General features: G+C 60.2%; 7 protein-coding genes, 2 tRNA genes and 2 rRNA genes. 10 read left to right on the forward strand and 1 reads right to left on the reverse strand.

Annotated elements, in window-relative coordinates; translation table 11 throughout:
- The first annotated feature begins 57 nt into the window (after positions 1-57).
- From HZ99_RS20965 to HZ99_RS21010, 10 genes are all read left to right on the forward strand, one after another.
- A tRNA-Ile gene (locus HZ99_RS20965) sits at positions 58-134 on the forward strand.
- A gap of 30 nt (positions 135-164) precedes the next feature.
- Positions 165-240, forward strand: a tRNA-Ala gene (locus tag HZ99_RS20970).
- A 247-nt stretch (positions 241-487) separates the two neighbouring features.
- Positions 488-3381, forward strand: a 23S ribosomal RNA gene (locus HZ99_RS20975).
- Positions 3382-3549: 168 nt separating this feature from the next.
- Positions 3550-3665: ribosomal RNA gene (gene rrf / locus HZ99_RS20980) — 5S ribosomal RNA — on the forward strand.
- Positions 3666-3821: 156 nt separating this feature from the next.
- A complete protein-coding gene (gene recC, locus HZ99_RS20985) occupies positions 3822-7271 on the forward strand; it encodes an exodeoxyribonuclease V subunit gamma (protein WP_038445770.1) in 3450 nt (1149 codons plus the stop codon).
- The gene (gene recB, locus HZ99_RS20990) at positions 7268-10948 is read left to right on the forward strand and encodes an exodeoxyribonuclease V subunit beta (protein ID WP_038445771.1); all 3681 of its coding nucleotides are present in this window, start codon (positions 7268-7270) and stop codon (positions 10946-10948) included. The genes recC and recB overlap by 4 nt, the downstream gene beginning before the upstream one ends.
- Positions 10945-12993 (forward strand): exodeoxyribonuclease V subunit alpha, encoded by a 2049-nt coding sequence (gene recD, locus HZ99_RS20995; protein WP_038445772.1) that lies wholly within the window; start codon positions 10945-10947, stop codon positions 12991-12993. The genes recB and recD overlap by 4 nt, the downstream gene beginning before the upstream one ends.
- A gap of 138 nt (positions 12994-13131) precedes the next feature.
- A complete protein-coding gene (locus HZ99_RS21000; protein ID WP_038445775.1) occupies positions 13132-13704 on the forward strand; it encodes a YfiR family protein in 573 nt (190 codons plus the stop codon).
- Positions 13701-14969, forward strand: coding sequence for a diguanylate cyclase domain-containing protein (locus HZ99_RS21005; RefSeq protein WP_038445776.1), 1269 nt, complete (start codon positions 13701-13703; stop codon positions 14967-14969). Before HZ99_RS21000 ends, HZ99_RS21005 begins: the two co-directional genes overlap by 4 nt.
- The gene (locus HZ99_RS21010; protein WP_404942417.1) at positions 14950-15465 is read left to right on the forward strand and encodes an OmpA family protein; all 516 of its coding nucleotides are present in this window, start codon (positions 14950-14952) and stop codon (positions 15463-15465) included. The genes HZ99_RS21005 and HZ99_RS21010 overlap by 20 nt, the downstream gene beginning before the upstream one ends.
- Before the next feature lie 182 nt (positions 15466-15647).
- Here HZ99_RS21010 and HZ99_RS21015 read toward each other — a convergent pair whose 3' ends face one another.
- On the reverse strand, positions 15648-16595 hold the full coding sequence (locus HZ99_RS21015; protein ID WP_038445781.1) for a LysR family transcriptional regulator: 948 nt from the start codon (positions 16593-16595) through the stop codon (positions 15648-15650).
- Between the last annotated feature and the right edge of the window lie 37 nt (positions 16596-16632).

Below are 16632 nucleotides of genomic sequence, written 5' to 3' on the forward strand. Positions count from 1 at the left end.
GTTCCCACACGAATTGCTTGATTCATTGAAGAAGACGAAAAGAAGCAGCCCGAAATTGGGTCTGTAGCTCAGTTGGTTAGAGCGCACCCCTGATAAGGGTGAGGTCGGCAGTTCGAATCTGCCCAGACCCACCAATTTTGTGTGGGAAACGCCTGTAGAAATACGGGGCCATAGCTCAGCTGGGAGAGCGCCTGCCTTGCACGCAGGAGGTCAACGGTTCGATCCCGTTTGGCTCCACCACTACTGCTTCTGTTTGTAGAAAGCTTAGAAATGAGCATTCCATCATTGTGATGGTGAATGTTGATTTCTAGTCTTTGACTAGTTCGTTCTTTAAAAATTTGGGTATGTGATAGAAAGATAGACTGAACGTTACTTTCACTGGTAACGGATCAGGCTAAGGTAAAATTTGTGAGTTCTCTTAATTGAGAAATTCGAATTTTCGGCGAATGTCGTCTTCACAGTATAACCAGATTGCTTGGGGTTATATGGTCAAGTGAAGAAGCGCATACGGTGGATGCCTTGGCAGTCAGAGGCGATGAAAGACGTGGTAGCCTGCGAAAAGCTTCGGGGAGTCGGCAAACAGACTTTGATCCGGAGATGTCTGAATGGGGGAACCCAGCCATCATAAGATGGTTATCTTGTACTGAATACATAGGTGCAAGAGGCGAACCAGGGGAACTGAAACATCTAAGTACCCTGAGGAAAAGAAATCAACCGAGATTCCCTTAGTAGTGGCGAGCGAACGGGGACTAGCCCTTAAGTGGCTTTGAGATTAGCGGAACGCTCTGGAAAGTGCGGCCATAGTTGGTGATAGCCCTGTACGCGAAAATCTCTTAGTCATGAAATCGAGTAGGACGGAGCACGAGAAACTTTGTCTGAATATGGGGGGACCATCCTCCAAGGCTAAATACTACTGACTGACCGATAGTGAACTAGTACCGTGAGGGAAAGGCGAAAAGAACCCCGGAGAGGGGAGTGAAATAGATCCTGAAACCGTATGCGTACAAGCAGTGGGAGCCCACTTTGTTGGGTGACTGCGTACCTTTTGTATAATGGGTCAGCGACTTATTTTCAGTGGCGAGCTTAACCGAATAGGGGAGGCGTAGCGAAAGCGAGTCTTAATAGGGCGTCTAGTCGCTGGGAATAGACCCGAAACCGGGCGATCTATCCATGGGCAGGTTGAAGGTTGGGTAACACTAACTGGAGGACCGAACCGACTACCGTTGAAAAGTTAGCGGATGACCTGTGGATCGGAGTGAAAGGCTAATCAAGCTCGGAGATAGCTGGTTCTCCTCGAAAGCTATTTAGGTAGCGCCTCATGTATCACTGTAGGGGGTAGAGCACTGTTTCGGCTAGGGGGTCATCCCGACTTACCAAACCGATGCAAACTCCGAATACCTACAAGTGCCGAGCATGGGAGACACACGGCGGGTGCTAACGTCCGTCGTGAAAAGGGAAACAACCCAGACCGTCAGCTAAGGTCCCAAAGTTATGGTTAAGTGGGAAACGATGTGGGAAGGCTTAGACAGCTAGGAGGTTGGCTTAGAAGCAGCCACCCTTTAAAGAAAGCGTAATAGCTCACTAGTCGAGTCGGCCTGCGCGGAAGATGTAACGGGGCTCAAACCATACACCGAAGCTACGGGTATCACCCTCGGGTGATGCGGTAGAGGAGCGTTCTGTAAGCCTGTGAAGGTGAGTTGAGAAGCTTGCTGGAGGTATCAGAAGTGCGAATGCTGACATGAGTAACGACAATGGGTGTGAAAAACACCCACGCCGAAAGACCAAGGTTTCCTGCGCAACGTTAATCGACGCAGGGTTAGTCGGTCCCTAAGGCGAGGCTGAAAAGCGTAGTCGATGGAAAACAGGTTAATATTCCTGTACTTCTGGTTATTGCGATGGAGGGACGGAGAAGGCTAGGCCAGCTTGGCGTTGGTTGTCCAAGTTTAAGGTGGTAGGCTGGAATCTTAGGTAAATCCGGGATTCTAAGGCCGAGAGCTGATGACGAGTTACCCTTTGGGTGACGAAGTGGTTGATGCCATGCTTCCAAGAAAAGCTTCTAAGCTTCAGGTAACCAGAAACCGTACCCCAAACCGACACAGGTGGTTGGGTAGAGAATACCAAGGCGCTTGAGAGAACTCGGGTGAAGGAACTAGGCAAAATGGCACCGTAACTTCGGGAGAAGGTGCGCCGGTGAGGGTGAAGGACTTGCTCCGTAAGCTCATGCCGGTCGAAGATACCAGGCCGCTGCGACTGTTTATTAAAAACACAGCACTCTGCAAACACGAAAGTGGACGTATAGGGTGTGACGCCTGCCCGGTGCCGGAAGGTTAATTGATGGGGTTAGCTAACGCGAAGCTCTTGATCGAAGCCCCGGTAAACGGCGGCCGTAACTATAACGGTCCTAAGGTAGCGAAATTCCTTGTCGGGTAAGTTCCGACCTGCACGAATGGCGTAACGATGGCGGCGCTGTCTCCACCCGAGACTCAGTGAAATTGAAATCGCTGTGAAGATGCAGTGTATCCGCGGCTAGACGGAAAGACCCCGTGAACCTTTACTATAGCTTTGCACTGGACTTTGAATTTGCTTGTGTAGGATAGGTGGGAGGCTTTGAAGCGTGGACGCCAGTTCGCGTGGAGCCATCCTTGAAATACCACCCTGGCAACTTTGAGGTTCTAACTCAGGTCCGTTATCCGGATCGAGGACAGTGTATGGTGGGTAGTTTGACTGGGGCGGTCTCCTCCTAAAGAGTAACGGAGGAGTACGAAGGTGCGCTCAGACCGGTCGGAAATCGGTCGTAGAGTATAAAGGCAAAAGCGCGCTTGACTGCGAGACAGACACGTCGAGCAGGTACGAAAGTAGGTCTTAGTGATCCGGTGGTTCTGTATGGAAGGGCCATCGCTCAACGGATAAAAGGTACTCCGGGGATAACAGGCTGATACCGCCCAAGAGTTCATATCGACGGCGGTGTTTGGCACCTCGATGTCGGCTCATCACATCCTGGGGCTGAAGCCGGTCCCAAGGGTATGGCTGTTCGCCATTTAAAGTGGTACGCGAGCTGGGTTTAGAACGTCGTGAGACAGTTCGGTCCCTATCTGCCGTGGACGTTTGAGATTTGAGAGGGGCTGCTCCTAGTACGAGAGGACCGGAGTGGACGAACCTCTGGTGTTCCGGTTGTCACGCCAGTGGCATTGCCGGGTAGCTATGTTCGGAATAGATAACCGCTGAAAGCATCTAAGCGGGAAACTAGCCTCAAGATGAGATCTCACTGGAACCTTGAGTTCCCTGAAGGGCCGTCGAAGACTACGACGTTGATAGGTTGGGTGTGTAAGCGCTGTGAGGCGTTGAGCTAACCAATACTAATTGCCCGTGAGGCTTGACCATATAACACCCAAGCAATTTGTTTGCCTGAAGCTGAAAAGCCCAAGAGCACCAGATTGCGGTGTGTGAAGACGAAACGAACCGAAAGTTCGAATGCACAAGACACCGACTCTATTACATACCCAATTTGCTGAAGCGAGGCCGTTTGGTCACGACTCAGTACCCGAATTTCTTGACGACCATAGAGCATTGGAACCACCTGATCCCATCCCGAACTCAGCAGTGAAACGATGCATCGCCGATGGTAGTGTGGGGTTTCCCCATGTGAGAGTAGGTCATCGTCAAGATTAAATTCCGAAACCCCAATTGCGAGAGCAGTTGGGGTTTTGTTTTGGGCGCTCGAAAAGAGGCTGATGCGATTTGGCCTAGAGTCCAACTCCGTCCATAACCTCCTTCAATGCTAAAGTCCCTCCCTCGATTTCGCTTTTCCCAAGGAAGCCGTTATGCCGGATGCAACGTCTCTCAGCGCTGGATTTATGGTCGTCCATGGCAATCGCCTGGATGAACTGCGCAGCCTGGTCGTCAGTTGGATGCGTCGTTATCCACTGGCTCCCCTGGAAAACGAAATCGCCCTGGTGCAAAGCAACGGCATCGCGCAATGGCTCAAACTGGCGCTTGCTGAAGATCCGGAGGACGACGACATGGGTGGTTGCGGCATTGCCGCTGCAATCGACGTGCAACTGCCCGGTAGCTTCATGTGGCAGCTCTATCGCATGGTGCTGGGCCGCGACGAAATCCCAGTCAAATCCCTGTTGGACAAGGCCCCACTGACCTGGCGCCTAATGCGCCTGTTGCCTGAGCTGATCGACCAGCCACACTTCGAGCCCCTGCAACGCTTCCTCACCGATGACACCGACCTGCGTAAACGCTACCAACTGGCGGAGCGCCTGGCCGACTTGTTCGACCAATATCAGGTCTACCGTGCGGATTGGCTGGAAGACTGGGCCGCTGGCCGCCACCAACTGCGCAACGGCCGAGGCGAAGCCAAGCCCCTGAGTCCGGCCAACTGCTGGCAGGCCGAGTTGTGGCGTGCATTGCTGCTGGATGTCGGCGAGGAGGGCATGGCGCAGAGCCGTGCCGGAGTCCACCAACGCTTTATCGAGCGCATCAATAACCTGGATACGGCCCCGCAGGGCCTGCCGTCCCGAGTCATCGTGTTTGGCATTTCTTCCTTGCCCGCCCAGGCTCTTGAAGCACTGGCCGGCCTGGCTCGTTTCAGCCAGGTATTGCTCTGCGTGCATAACCCTTGCCGTCACCATTGGTCTGACATCGTTGCCGACAAAGACCTACTCAGAAACGAATACAAGCGCCAGGCGCGCAAGACCGGGATGCCTGTCACCATCGACCCGCAAACCTTGCATCAGCACGCCCACCCCTTGCTCGCCGCCTGGGGCAAGCAAGGTCGCGACTACATCAACCTGCTGGACAGCTACGACGATCCCAACAGCTATCGTTCAGCATTTCGCGACGGGCGCATCGACCTGTTCAGCGACAGTGAGCCCACCACAATCCTCAACCAGCTACAGGACGATATCCTCGAACTGCGGCCGCTTCCTGAAACCCGCGAGCGTTGGCCTGCGGTCGATCTGCAGCACGACACCTCGATCCGTTTCCACATTGCCCACAGTGCCCAGCGCGAAGTGGAAATCCTCCACGACCAATTGCTCCAACGCTTCAGCGAAAACCCCGCATTGCGGCCTCGCGACGTTATCGTCATGGTCCCGGACGTCGACAGCTATGCACCGCATATCCGCGCGGTCTTCGGGCAGCTGGATAAAAAGGACCCGCGCTTCATCCCCTTCACCCTGACTGACCAGGGCCAACGGGGACGCGATCCATTGCTGATCGCCGTCGAACATCTGCTGAAACTCCCAGACAGCCGTTTCCCGGTCAGCGAAATCCTCGACTTGCTGGACGTTCCCGCGCTGCGCGAACGCTTCGCCATCCAGGAGCGCGACCTGCCCACCCTGCACCGTTGGATAGAAGGCGCCGGCATCCGCTGGGGCCTCGACGCCGAGCAGCGTGCCGGCCTTGGCCTGCCCAGTGCGCTGGAACAGAACAGCTGGCGTTTTGGCCTGCGTCGCATGCTGCTGGGCTATGCCGTTGGCAGCGGTGCCGCCTGCGCAGGCATTGAACCCTATGACGAAATTGGCGGGCTCGACGCTGCGCTGATCGGTCCATTGGTCGCCTTGCTTGACGCACTGCATGCTGCACACCAAACCCTGTCACAACCCGCGCCCCCGCACGCCTGGGGCGCACGCCTGCAAGAGCTGATGCAGCGCTTCTTCCTGCCCAGTAATGAACACGATGACTATCTGCTGGGCCAGCTTGAGCAACTGCGGGAAGACTGGCTGGAAACCTGCGAGTCTGTTGGCCTGTACGACGAATTACCGCTGACTGTAGTTCGTGAGGCCTGGCTTGCCGGCCTCGACCAGGGCCGCCTGTCTCAGCGCTTCCTCGCCGGCGCTGTGAATTTCTGCACCCTGATGCCGATGCGCGCCATTCCGTTCAAGCTGGTATGCCTGCTGGGCATGAATGATGGCGACTACCCTCGCGCCCAGCCGCCACTGGATTTCGACCTTATGGGCAGCGACTACCGCCCCGGCGACCGCTCCCGCCGCGAAGACGACCGCTACCTGTTGCTTGAAGCGCTGCTCTCGGCACGCGACCAGCTCTATATCAGTTGGGTTGGCCGCAGCATCCGCGATAACAGCGAGCGCCCGGCATCCGTGTTGATCGGCCAGTTGCGCGACCACCTCGCCAGCGGCTGGCAGTATGCCCAGGAACCACCACTGCTGGAGGCAATGACCCAGGAACACCCATTGCAGCCCTTCAGTGCGCGCTATTTCCACGAGGGCGATCCGTTGTTCAGCTACGCCCGCGAATGGCAGCTGTTACACGAAGCCCAAGACCCGCCTCGCGAAGCAACGTGCCTGGCGCCTTACGTCCAGGAAGAGCCTCTGAGCCTGGGGCAGTTGCAGGACTTCCTGCGCAATCCCGTCAGGCATTTCTTCAGCCAACGCCTGAAGGTATTTTTCGAAGCCGCCGAAGTGCCTCTGGCCGATGAAGAGCCCTTCGTCCTCGACGCCTTGCAGCGCTACACCTTGAGCGACAGCCTGCTCAGCGCCGCGCTGGCCGACCCGGATCATCTGGAGCAAGCCCTGGAGGCTCAGGCACAACGTCTTCAAGGCAGTGGCCTGCTGCCCATGGTCGGTTTCGGCGAGTGCCTGCGCAACGAACTGATCGAACCCTTGCCTGACTTGCTGCAACGCTACCAGCAACTCCTGGCACTCTGGCCGACGCCACACAACACCGCAGAACCTGTCAGCTTTGCGCACCAGGGTATCCAGCTCGACGGCTGGATCAGCGGCTTGCACCGCCGCAGTGATGGCGGCTTGCTCAGCGTGAGCACCATCCCCAACAGCATCGGGTCGATCAAGACCCGCAAATGGCATCGCCTGATCCGCCCATGGGTCAATCATCTGGTGGCTTGCGCCTGCGGCTTGCCCCTGAGTACCGGTTTGGTCGCGAGCGATGACACACTCTTGCTGGCGCCGCTGGAGCAAAACCTTGCCCAGAATGTGCTTGGCAATCTGCTGCTGGCTTGGAAAGCAGGTATGGGCGAACCGCTGCCGATTGCAGTCAAGACCGCCTTCGCCTGGCTCGGCCAAACCGATCCGGACAAAGCCCAGGCCGCCGCCCTTAAAGCCTACGAAGGCGATGGCATCAACAGCGACGGCGAGCGCCGCGAAAGCCCGGCCCTCACCCGACAGTTCCCCGACTACGCGGCCCTGGTTGCCAGCGAAGAGTTCGAAGGCTGGTGCGAAACCCTGTATCGCCCCTTGATAACCGCCCCCTGGCGATCACTGACCAGCGAGGAGGCCCGCCCATGAGCGCCATCAAACCACTGGCCCTGGCTTTCCCCTTGCGCGGCAGCCAACTGATCGAAGCCAGCGCCGGCACCGGCAAGACCTTCACCATTTCTGCGCTGTACCTGCGCCTGGTGCTAGGCCACGGCGGCGACGAGGCGGGTTTTGGCCGCGAATTGCTGCCGCCGCAAATCCTGGTGGTGACCTTTACCGATGCGGCCACCAAAGAGCTGCGCGAACGCATCCGCACCCGGCTGGCACAAGCGGCGCGCTTCTTTCGTGATGAAATCGAACAGCCCGATGCCTTGATCGCCGAGTTGCGTGATCAATACGGTGCCGAGCAGTGGCAAGGTTGTGCCAACCGCCTCGATATCGCTGCGCAATGGATGGACGAGGCCGCCGTCTCGACCATCCACAGTTGGTGCCAGCGCATGCTGCGCGAACATGCCTTCGACAGTGGCAGCCTGTTTACCCAGACCCTGGAAACCGACCACAGCGACCTGCTCGGCGAAGTGCTGCGCGACTACTGGCGGCTGTTCTGCTACCCGATGCACGGTGATGCCCTGAACTGGGTCCGCAGCCATTGGGGCGGCCCTGCGGCGTTGATGCCCAGGGTGCGCGCGCTGTTCGGCAGTGAGCGCCCCAGTGGCGAACCTCGCGAGCCCGCCGAACTGATTGAAGCCTGCCTGCATGAACGCCGTGAGGCCCTGGTGGCGCTCAAGGCTCCTTGGCTGCACTGGGCCGCCGAGTTGCGCGAAATCTGCCTGCAAGCCGTCGCCGCCAAGGCTGTCGATGGGCGCAAGATGCAGGCCCGCTATTTCGAGCCCTGGTTCGAAAAAATCAGCGCCTGGGCCGCCGACGAAACCCTGGAACAATTGGATATCGGCACCGGCTTCACCCGCCTGACGCCCGATGGCATGGCCGAAGCCTGGAAAGGCGATGCGCCCCATCATCCGGGCCTGGAGGCCATGGCGGGCCTCAAGGCCAGCCTCGACGCCTTGCCCACGCCCGACGCTGCGGTGTTACAGCACGCGGCCGCCTGGGTCGGTAAACGTTTTGAAGAGGAGAAGCGCCGGCGTGCCGAGATGGGGTTTGACGACATGCTCATCCGCCTGGACGCCGCCCTGCAAACCGAGGGTGGCGAGCGCCTGGCCAGCGTGATCCGCGAGCAATTCCCGGTAGCCCTGATCGACGAATTCCAGGACACCGACCCGGTGCAGTACCGGATTTTCGAAAGTATCTACCGCATCGAAGAGAACAACCTGCACAGCGGTCTGTTCCTGATCGGTGACCCCAAACAGGCGATCTACGCCTTTCGCGGCGCCGATATCTACACCTACCTGCGCGCTCGCCAGGCGACGACCGGACGCTTGCACACCCTGGGCACCAACTTTCGCTCCAGCCATGCCATGGTCGAGGCGGTCAACCATGTGTTCGAGCGTGCGGAAACCGGGCGTGGGGCGTTTCTGTTTCGCGAGCCAGACGGCAAGAACCCGGTGCCATTCCAACCGGTGTCATCCCAGGGCCGCAAGGAGCAATTGCAGGTCGATGGCCACACACTGCCAGCCCTGAACATCTGGCACCTGCCCACCGACCAGCCGATTTCCAATGTGCTCTATCGCCAACAACTGGCCGGTGCGTGTGCCAGCCAGATCGTCGCGTTGCTCAATGGCGGCCAGCAGGGCACTGCCGGGTTTATCCAGAAGGCGCACTTCGCCGCAGTGAAACCGTCGAACATCGCCATCCTGGTGCGTGATGGCAAGGAAGCCCAGTCGGTACGCAGCGAACTGGCCGCGCGCGGTGTACGCAGTGTGTACCTGTCCGATAAGGATTCGGTGTTTGCTTCCCAGGAAGCCCACGACCTGCTCGCCTGGCTCAAGGCCTGTGCCGAACCGGATGTGGAGCGCCCGCTGCGTGCGGCCCTGGCCTGCGTCACCCTCAACCTGTCGCTGGCGGAACTGGAGCAATTGAACCAGGACGAACTGACCTGGGAGCAGCGCGTCATGCAGTTTCGCGATTACCGCGTGATCTGGCGTACCCAGGGCGTGTTGCCGATGCTGCGGCGCCTGCTGCATGACTTTAAGTTGCCGCAAACCCTGATTGCCCGCAGCGATGGCGAACGGGTGCTGACCAACCTGTTGCATCTGTGCGAGCTACTGCAACAGGCCGCCGCAGAACTGGACGGTGAGCAAGCCTTGATCCGTCATCTGGCCGAACACCTGGCACTCTCGGGCCAGGCCGGTGAAGAGCAGATCCTGCGCCTGGAAAGCGATGAGCAACTGGTCAAGGTGGTGACCATCCACAAGTCCAAGGGCCTGGAGTACGACCTGGTGTTCCTGCCGTTCATCTGTTCGGCCAAGCCGGTCGACGGCAGCCGCCTGCCCCTGCATTACCACGATGCCAATGGCAAGTCCCAGGTCAGCCTGAAACCCACCGTCGAACTGATCGCCCAGGCTGATGACGAACGCCTGGCCGAAGACCTGCGCTTGTTCTATGTGGCCCTGACCCGGGCCAGGCATGCCTGCTGGCTTGGCGTGGCCGACCTCAAGCGCGGCACTACCAACAGTTCGGTGCTGCACCTGTCGGCGCTGGGCTATCTGTTGGGGGGCGGCGCGGCCCTGGGCGAATCCGCCGGGCTGGCCCGCTGGCTGATGGATCTGCAGGACGGCTGCGCGGCGATCGCCTGCGGGCAAATGCCGCAAGCCGACACCCGCACCTACCAGCCACCGCGCAATGACGCGACCTTGCTCGCGCCGCTGCTGCCTAAGCGCAAGGCGGCGGAAAACTGGTGGATTGCCTCCTACAGCGCCCTGCGCATCGGCGAAAGTATGAGCGCTGCCAGCCTGGAGGCCCCGGAAAGCCCGCAAGCGCAGAAGCTCTTCGACGACGAACGCCTGGACCCGGATGCACCACGGGAAGTCGCCGTATCCGGCGGCGACATCCATCGTTTCCCACGGGGCCCCAACCCCGGGACCTTTCTCCACGGCCTGCTGGAGTGGGCCGGCAACGAAGGCTTCAACGTAACGCCGCAAGCCATCGAAGATGCGGTCGCAAGGCGCTGCAACCGGCGTGGCTGGGAAGGCTGGATCGGCACTCTCAGCGGTTGGCTCGGGCACCTGTTGCAAGCGCCGCTGGCGCTGGGCCATGGCCAGGCAGCGGTGACCCTGGCGGGCTTGCGACACTATCAGATCGAAATGGAGTTCTGGTTCGCCAGTCACAAAGTCGATGTACTCGCCCTCGACCAACTGGTCTGCCAATACACCCACGCCGGCGTGTCGCGGGTGGCTGCCGAGCCGGTATTGCTCAACGGCATGTTCAAAGGCTTTATCGACCTGACCTTCGAACATGACGGCCGCTACTATGTGGCCGACTACAAATCCAACTGGCTCGGCGCCGACGATGCGGCCTACACCCGCGAAGCCATGGAGCAGTCGATGCTCGACCATCGCTATGACCTGCAATATGTCCTCTACCTACTGGCCCTGCATCGCCAACTCAAGGCGCGCCTGCTCGACTACGATTACGACCGGCATGTGGGCGGCGCGCTCTACCTGTTCCTGCGCGGCAGCCAGGCCGTGAGCCAGGGTACGTATTTCACCCGGCCGCCACGTGTACTGATCGAACGCCTGGACCTGTTGTTCCAAGGCAAGCCACAACCGCCCAAGGTCGAACCGGCCTGGGAACAAGGAACCCTGCTATGAGCCTCTCGACTATGCCGCTGGAGGCACTGGCACCGCTGGACCGTGCTGACGACTTGATGCACCTGCTGGAGCGCTGGGTCGAGCGCGGCTGGCTGCGGGCGCTGGACAAGGCGTTTGTCGGCTTTCTCCACGAACTCGACCCTCAGGCCGATCCCCTGGTGCTCCTGGCCGCAGCCCTGACCAGCCACCAACTGGGCCACGGCCATGTGTGCCTGGACCTGTTCGAGACCCTGAATGCCCCGGATTTCGCCCTGTCGCTGCCCCCTGAAGGTGATCTTTCAAGTGGCGTGATGCTGCTGCCTTCGCAACTGCTCGATGGCCTGGCCGGCGCCCATTGGTGCCATGCCCTGGCCGCGAGCCCATTGGTGGCGCAGGCCGTCGATGGCAGCGCGGCGGCGCAAAGCCGGCCTTTGGTGTTGTCAGGCAAGCGCTTGTATCTGCGCCGATATTGGACCTATGAGCGACGCATCGACAGCGCCTTGCGTCAGCGTCTGGCGGTGCAGGACGCGGTCTCGGCGGACCTGTCCCAGCGCTTGAATGGCCTGTTTCACCAGCCACCGCCGGATGGCGTGGTCGATTGGCAGAAACTCGCCTGCGCCCTGGCCACGCGTGGGGCGTTCAGCATCGTCACCGGCGGCCCCGGCACTGGCAAGACCACCACCGTGGTGCGCCTGTTGGCATTGCTGCAAGCACCGGCGGTGGAGCAGGGCACGGCATTGCGCATTCGCCTGGCGGCGCCTACCGGCAAGGCGGCGGCGCGCTTGACCGAGTCCATCAGCCAGCAAGTGCGCTCGCTGCAAGTGCCCGAGGTGGTGCGCGAAAAAATCCCCACCGAGGTCACCACCGTGCACCGCCTGCTGGGCAGCCGCCCCGGTACCCGGCATTTCCGGCACCACGCGGGCAACCTGTTGCCGCTGGATGTGCTGGTGGTCGATGAAGCGTCGATGATCGACCTGGAAATGATGGCCAACCTGTTGGATGCCTTGCCCCCCCATGCGCGACTGGTGCTGTTGGGAGACAAGGATCAATTGGCCTCGGTGGAGGCCGGCGCGGTGCTCGGCGATTTGTGCCGGGATGCCGAGGCAGGCTGGTACAGCCCCGGCACCCGCCAATGGCTGGAAAATGTCAGCGGCGAGACCCTGGCGGGCAGTGGCCTGCAGGAAGACCTCGACGCCAGCCATCCCCTGGCGCAACAAGTGGTGATGCTGCGTTATTCCCGGCGTTTCGGCGAAGGCAGTGGCATCGGCCAACTGGCGCGTTGGGTCAACCAGCAAAACCCCGAACAGGCCCGGAAACTGCTGGACGCCAGCAGTCACGACCTGTTCTGCCTGCGGCTCAAGGGCGAGCATGACCGTAACTTCGAGCACCTGGTGCTGGACGGCCAGGGCACCGATGCCCTGGGCTATCGCTACTACCTGAACCTATTGCGCAGCACACGCCCGGCAGCCGGGATACCCCGCGACGATCCGCGCTGGACCGACTGGGCGCGCCAGTTGCTGCAAGCCTTCGATGCGTTCCAGTTGTTGTGCGCGGTGCGCAAGGGCCCCTGGGGCGTGGAAGGCCTCAACCTGCGCATCACCGCCGCGCTGCTCAAGGCCCGGCTGATTGACAGCGACCAGCAATGGTACGAAGGCCGCCCGGTGCTGATGACCCGCAATGACTATGGCCTGGGCTTGATGAACGGTGACATCGGTATCGCCTTGAAACTGCCCGAAAGTGACGGCGGGGCGCAGGTACTGCGCGTCGCGTTCCCGCGCAACGATGGGCAGGGCGGTGTGCGCTTTGTCTTGCCCAGTCGGCTCAATGATGTGGAAACCGTCTACGCCATGACCGTGCACAAGTCCCAGGGCTCGGAGTTCGCCCACACCGCCCTGATCCTGCCGGATGCGCTGAACCCGGTACTGACCAAGGAGCTGATCTACACGGGCATCACCCGCGCCAAGGAGCACTTCAGTTTGATCGAAACCCGCAGTGGTGTTTTCGAGGAAGCAGTGCGGCGCAAGGTGAAACGGTTGAGCGGGCTGATGCTGGAGCTAGGTGCATGAACAGTAGGAAAATACTGGTAAATATGTCGGGTTTTTCGTGATAAATGACAGAATCTACCTAGGCCCCACCTCGCTGGGGTTTCCGCCAATATGCTATCGTTGCGGCATCATCCTGAGAAGATCATAGAGAATCGCTGCATGAACGTGGCTGTCTCGCCCACAGAGCGTAGTTGGAGCTGGAGACGATTGCTGCTATCGGCCGTTCTGTGCCTCGTCACGCCTCTGGCTTTTGCCCAGGCGCCCACCGCCAGTGCGGCCGACCAGCGAGCCCAGGCAGTCACCCAAGTGGTACTGGGGATTCTCAGCTACGCCCGTTGGCCGGTGGAGCCCGCCCAACTGCGCTTATGCATCGTTGGCCCGACCCAATACACCGATGACCTGGTCAAGGGCACTACCCAGGCCACTGGCCGACCGGTGGTGGTCCAGCGTCTGCTGGCGGACAACCCTGATATCGTCAATGCGTGCGACGCGTTGTATATCGGCAAACTCTCCACTGAAGAACGCAACCACTTGTTCACGGCGTTGATCGGCCGCCCGGTGCTGAGCATCAGTGAAGGCGGCGACCAATGCACCGTGGGCAGCCTGTTCTGCCTGCGGGTGAGCGATGCGCAGGTGTCGTTCGAGGTCAACCTCGACTCTGTGGCCCGTAGCGGCGTGCGCATTCATCCCAGCGTCTTGCAGCTGTCCCGTCGTCGAGCGCCGGAGCCATGAGGCTGCGCAACGCCACAACCCGCCCCACATTACGTTCGGTCCTTGGCCGCGGGCACTTGAGTGTGGCGCTGGTGGCGGTGGCCATGGCCAGTATCTCCCTGACCTTGCTGGGGGTGCTGGCCCTGCGAGTGTATGCCGACCACAACCTGCACCTGATCGCCCGTTCGATCAACTACACCGTAGAGGCTGCGGTGGTGTTCAACGACCGCGTCGTGGCCACCGAAGCCCTGGCGTTGATTGCTTCCACTGAAGAGGTGGCCGAAGCACGGGTGCTGGACCTCAATGGCAGCACCCTGGCTCACTGGGTGCGCCCGGAAACGGGGGTGCTGTCCAGGGTGGAACTGGAGCTGGCCCACACGCTGCTGGAAGAACCCATCAGCCAGCCGATCCTGCATCAAGGTAAAAAGATCGGTGCTGTCGAATTGAGTGGCCACGGCGGTAGCCTGTTGCGCTTTTTGCTCAGTGGCCTGGCGGGGATCATTATCTGCACCGCCTTAAGCGGTTGGGTCGCGATTTACCTGGCGCGCCGCATGCTGCGCGGCATCACCGGCCCATTGCACCGCCTGGCTGACGTCGCCCACGCCGCGCGCAGCGAGCGGGCGTTCGACCGGCGCGTGCCGCCGGCGCAGATTGCCGAACTCGACAGCCTGGGCAATGACTTCAATGCCTTGCTCGACGAATTGGAAGCCTGGCAAACCCACCTGCAGAGCGAAAACGAAACCCTTGCCCACCAGGCCAGCCATGACAGCCTCACCGGGCTGCCCAACCGGGCCTTCTTCGAGGGCCGACTGATCCGCGCGCTGCGCAGTGCGGCCAAGCTCAACGAACGGGTGGCGGTACTGTTCCTCGACAGCGACCGCTTCAAGGATATCAACGACAACTTCGGGCATGCCGCCGGTGACGCCGTACTGGTCGCCGTCGCCGCGCGCGTGCGGGCGCAACTGCGCGAGAGCGACCTGGTGGCGCGCCTGGGCGGCGATGAGTTTGCGATCCTGCTTTCGCCCCTGCACAAGCTCGAAGATGCCCAGCGCATCGCCGACAAAATCATCGCCAGCATGGACCAGCCCATCCCACTGCCGGGCGATACCGAAGTGTTGACCTCACTCAGTATCGGCATTGCGGTTTATCCCGATCATGGCGTCACTCCCGGCGCCTTGCTCAACGCCGCCGATGCGGCGATGTACCAGGCCAAACGCCTTTCCCAGGGTGGCCAGCACACGGCGGAGTCGGAGTACTCTGCCGCCAATGTTCAACACAGGAGTTGATCCCTTGTTTGCTAACACACGCGTTCTCTTTATTACCTTGTTTGTTGCGCTGCTGGCGCTGAGCGGCTGCCAGACCGCCCCGCCCAAGGGCCTGACACCTGCGCAAGTGGCGGTGCTCAAGCAACAAGGCTTCGAACTGACCGACGAAGGCTGGGCGTTTGGCCTGTCGGGCAAAGTGCTGTTTGGCAGCGACGTCGAAAAACTCAACAAGCCCAGTACTGAAATCGTCGAGCGTATCGGTAAGGCCCTCACAGGCGTGGGCATCGAGCACGTGCGCGTAGACGGCCACACCGACGCCTCGGGCAAGGAAACCTACAACCGGCAACTGTCCCTGCGCCGGGCGAAAAGCGTCGGCAAGGTCCTGGTGAGCGTGGGTATGAAGGAAGAAAATGTGCAACTGCGCGGCCTGGGCAGCAGCGAACCGGTGGCCTCCAACAGCACCGTTGCGGGCCGTACCGAGAACCGCCGAGTATCGATTGTGGTGATCGCCGACTGAGCCGACAGGCCGGTCTAAATTTGAAATACGTTCAACGGTGGGAGCGGGCTTGCCCGCGAAGGCGGTGGTTCAGCCAGGTATGTATCGACTGACCCACCGCTATCGCGGGCAAGCCCGCTCCTACAGTTATTGGTGTCGCCCCAAAACTCCATGCCCGCCACTACTCACCTGTGGGAGCCGGCTCAGTCGGCAAACACGATCTCCCGCGTCTCGCCCATCAAAAGCCCCTGATTCTGCTCCGTGACCTCGCGGATGTAATCCCACAACAACGTAATCCGCTTCAACTTCCTCAGATCCTCCCGGCAATACATCCAGAACTGCCGGGTAATGGTGACCTCCTCCCCCAGCACCGGCAGCAACCGCGAATCCTGCGCGGCCAGGAAACACGGCAAGATCGCCAGTGACCGCCCCTGTTGCGCCGCCACGTACTGCGCAATCACGCTGGTGCTGCGCAGGCTGGCGCTGGCGCCCGGGACCACATTGGCCAGGTACAACAGCTCTGAGCTGAACGCCAGGTCATCCACGTAGCTGATAAACGGATGGTCGGCCAGGTCGGCCGGGCGGCGGATGGGCGGATGCTGGTCGAGGTATTCCTGGGTCGCGTACAACTGCAATTTGTAGTCACACAGTTTGCAGCACACGTAGGGCCCGTGTTCCGGGCGCTCCAGGGCGATGACGATATCGGCTTCGCGCTTGGACAGGCTGATGAAGTGGGGCAGGGGCAGGATGTCGACCGAGATCGCCGGGTAAGTGTCGACGAAGTGGCTCAATTGCGGGGTAACGAAAAAACTGCCGAACCCTTCGGTGCATCCCATGCGCACATGCCCCGACAGCGCCACGCCGGAGCCGGAGACTTGCTCGCAGGCCATGTGCAGGGTGCTTTCGATGGACTCGGCGTAACCCAACAGACGCTGGCCCTCGTTGGTCAGGACGAAGCCGCTGGTCCGGGATTTTTCGAACAGCAGGGTGCCCAAAGATCCTTCCAGCGAACTGATGCGCCGCGACACGGTGGTGTAGTCCACCGCCAGACGCTTGGCGGCGACGCTGGCCTTGCGGGTGCGCGCCACTTCGAGGAAAAACTTCAGGTCATCCCAGTTCAGCGACCCTAAGGAAGTGATGTTTTTTTGCATGTTGGACCGGCTTTTATGTGGGTTCTTATTGGAAGTT

Origin of the sequence: Pseudomonas fluorescens (genome assembly GCF_000730425.1) — a bacterium.
In the GTDB taxonomy this organism is placed as follows: Bacteria; Pseudomonadota; Gammaproteobacteria; order Pseudomonadales; family Pseudomonadaceae; genus Aquipseudomonas; species Aquipseudomonas fluorescens_X.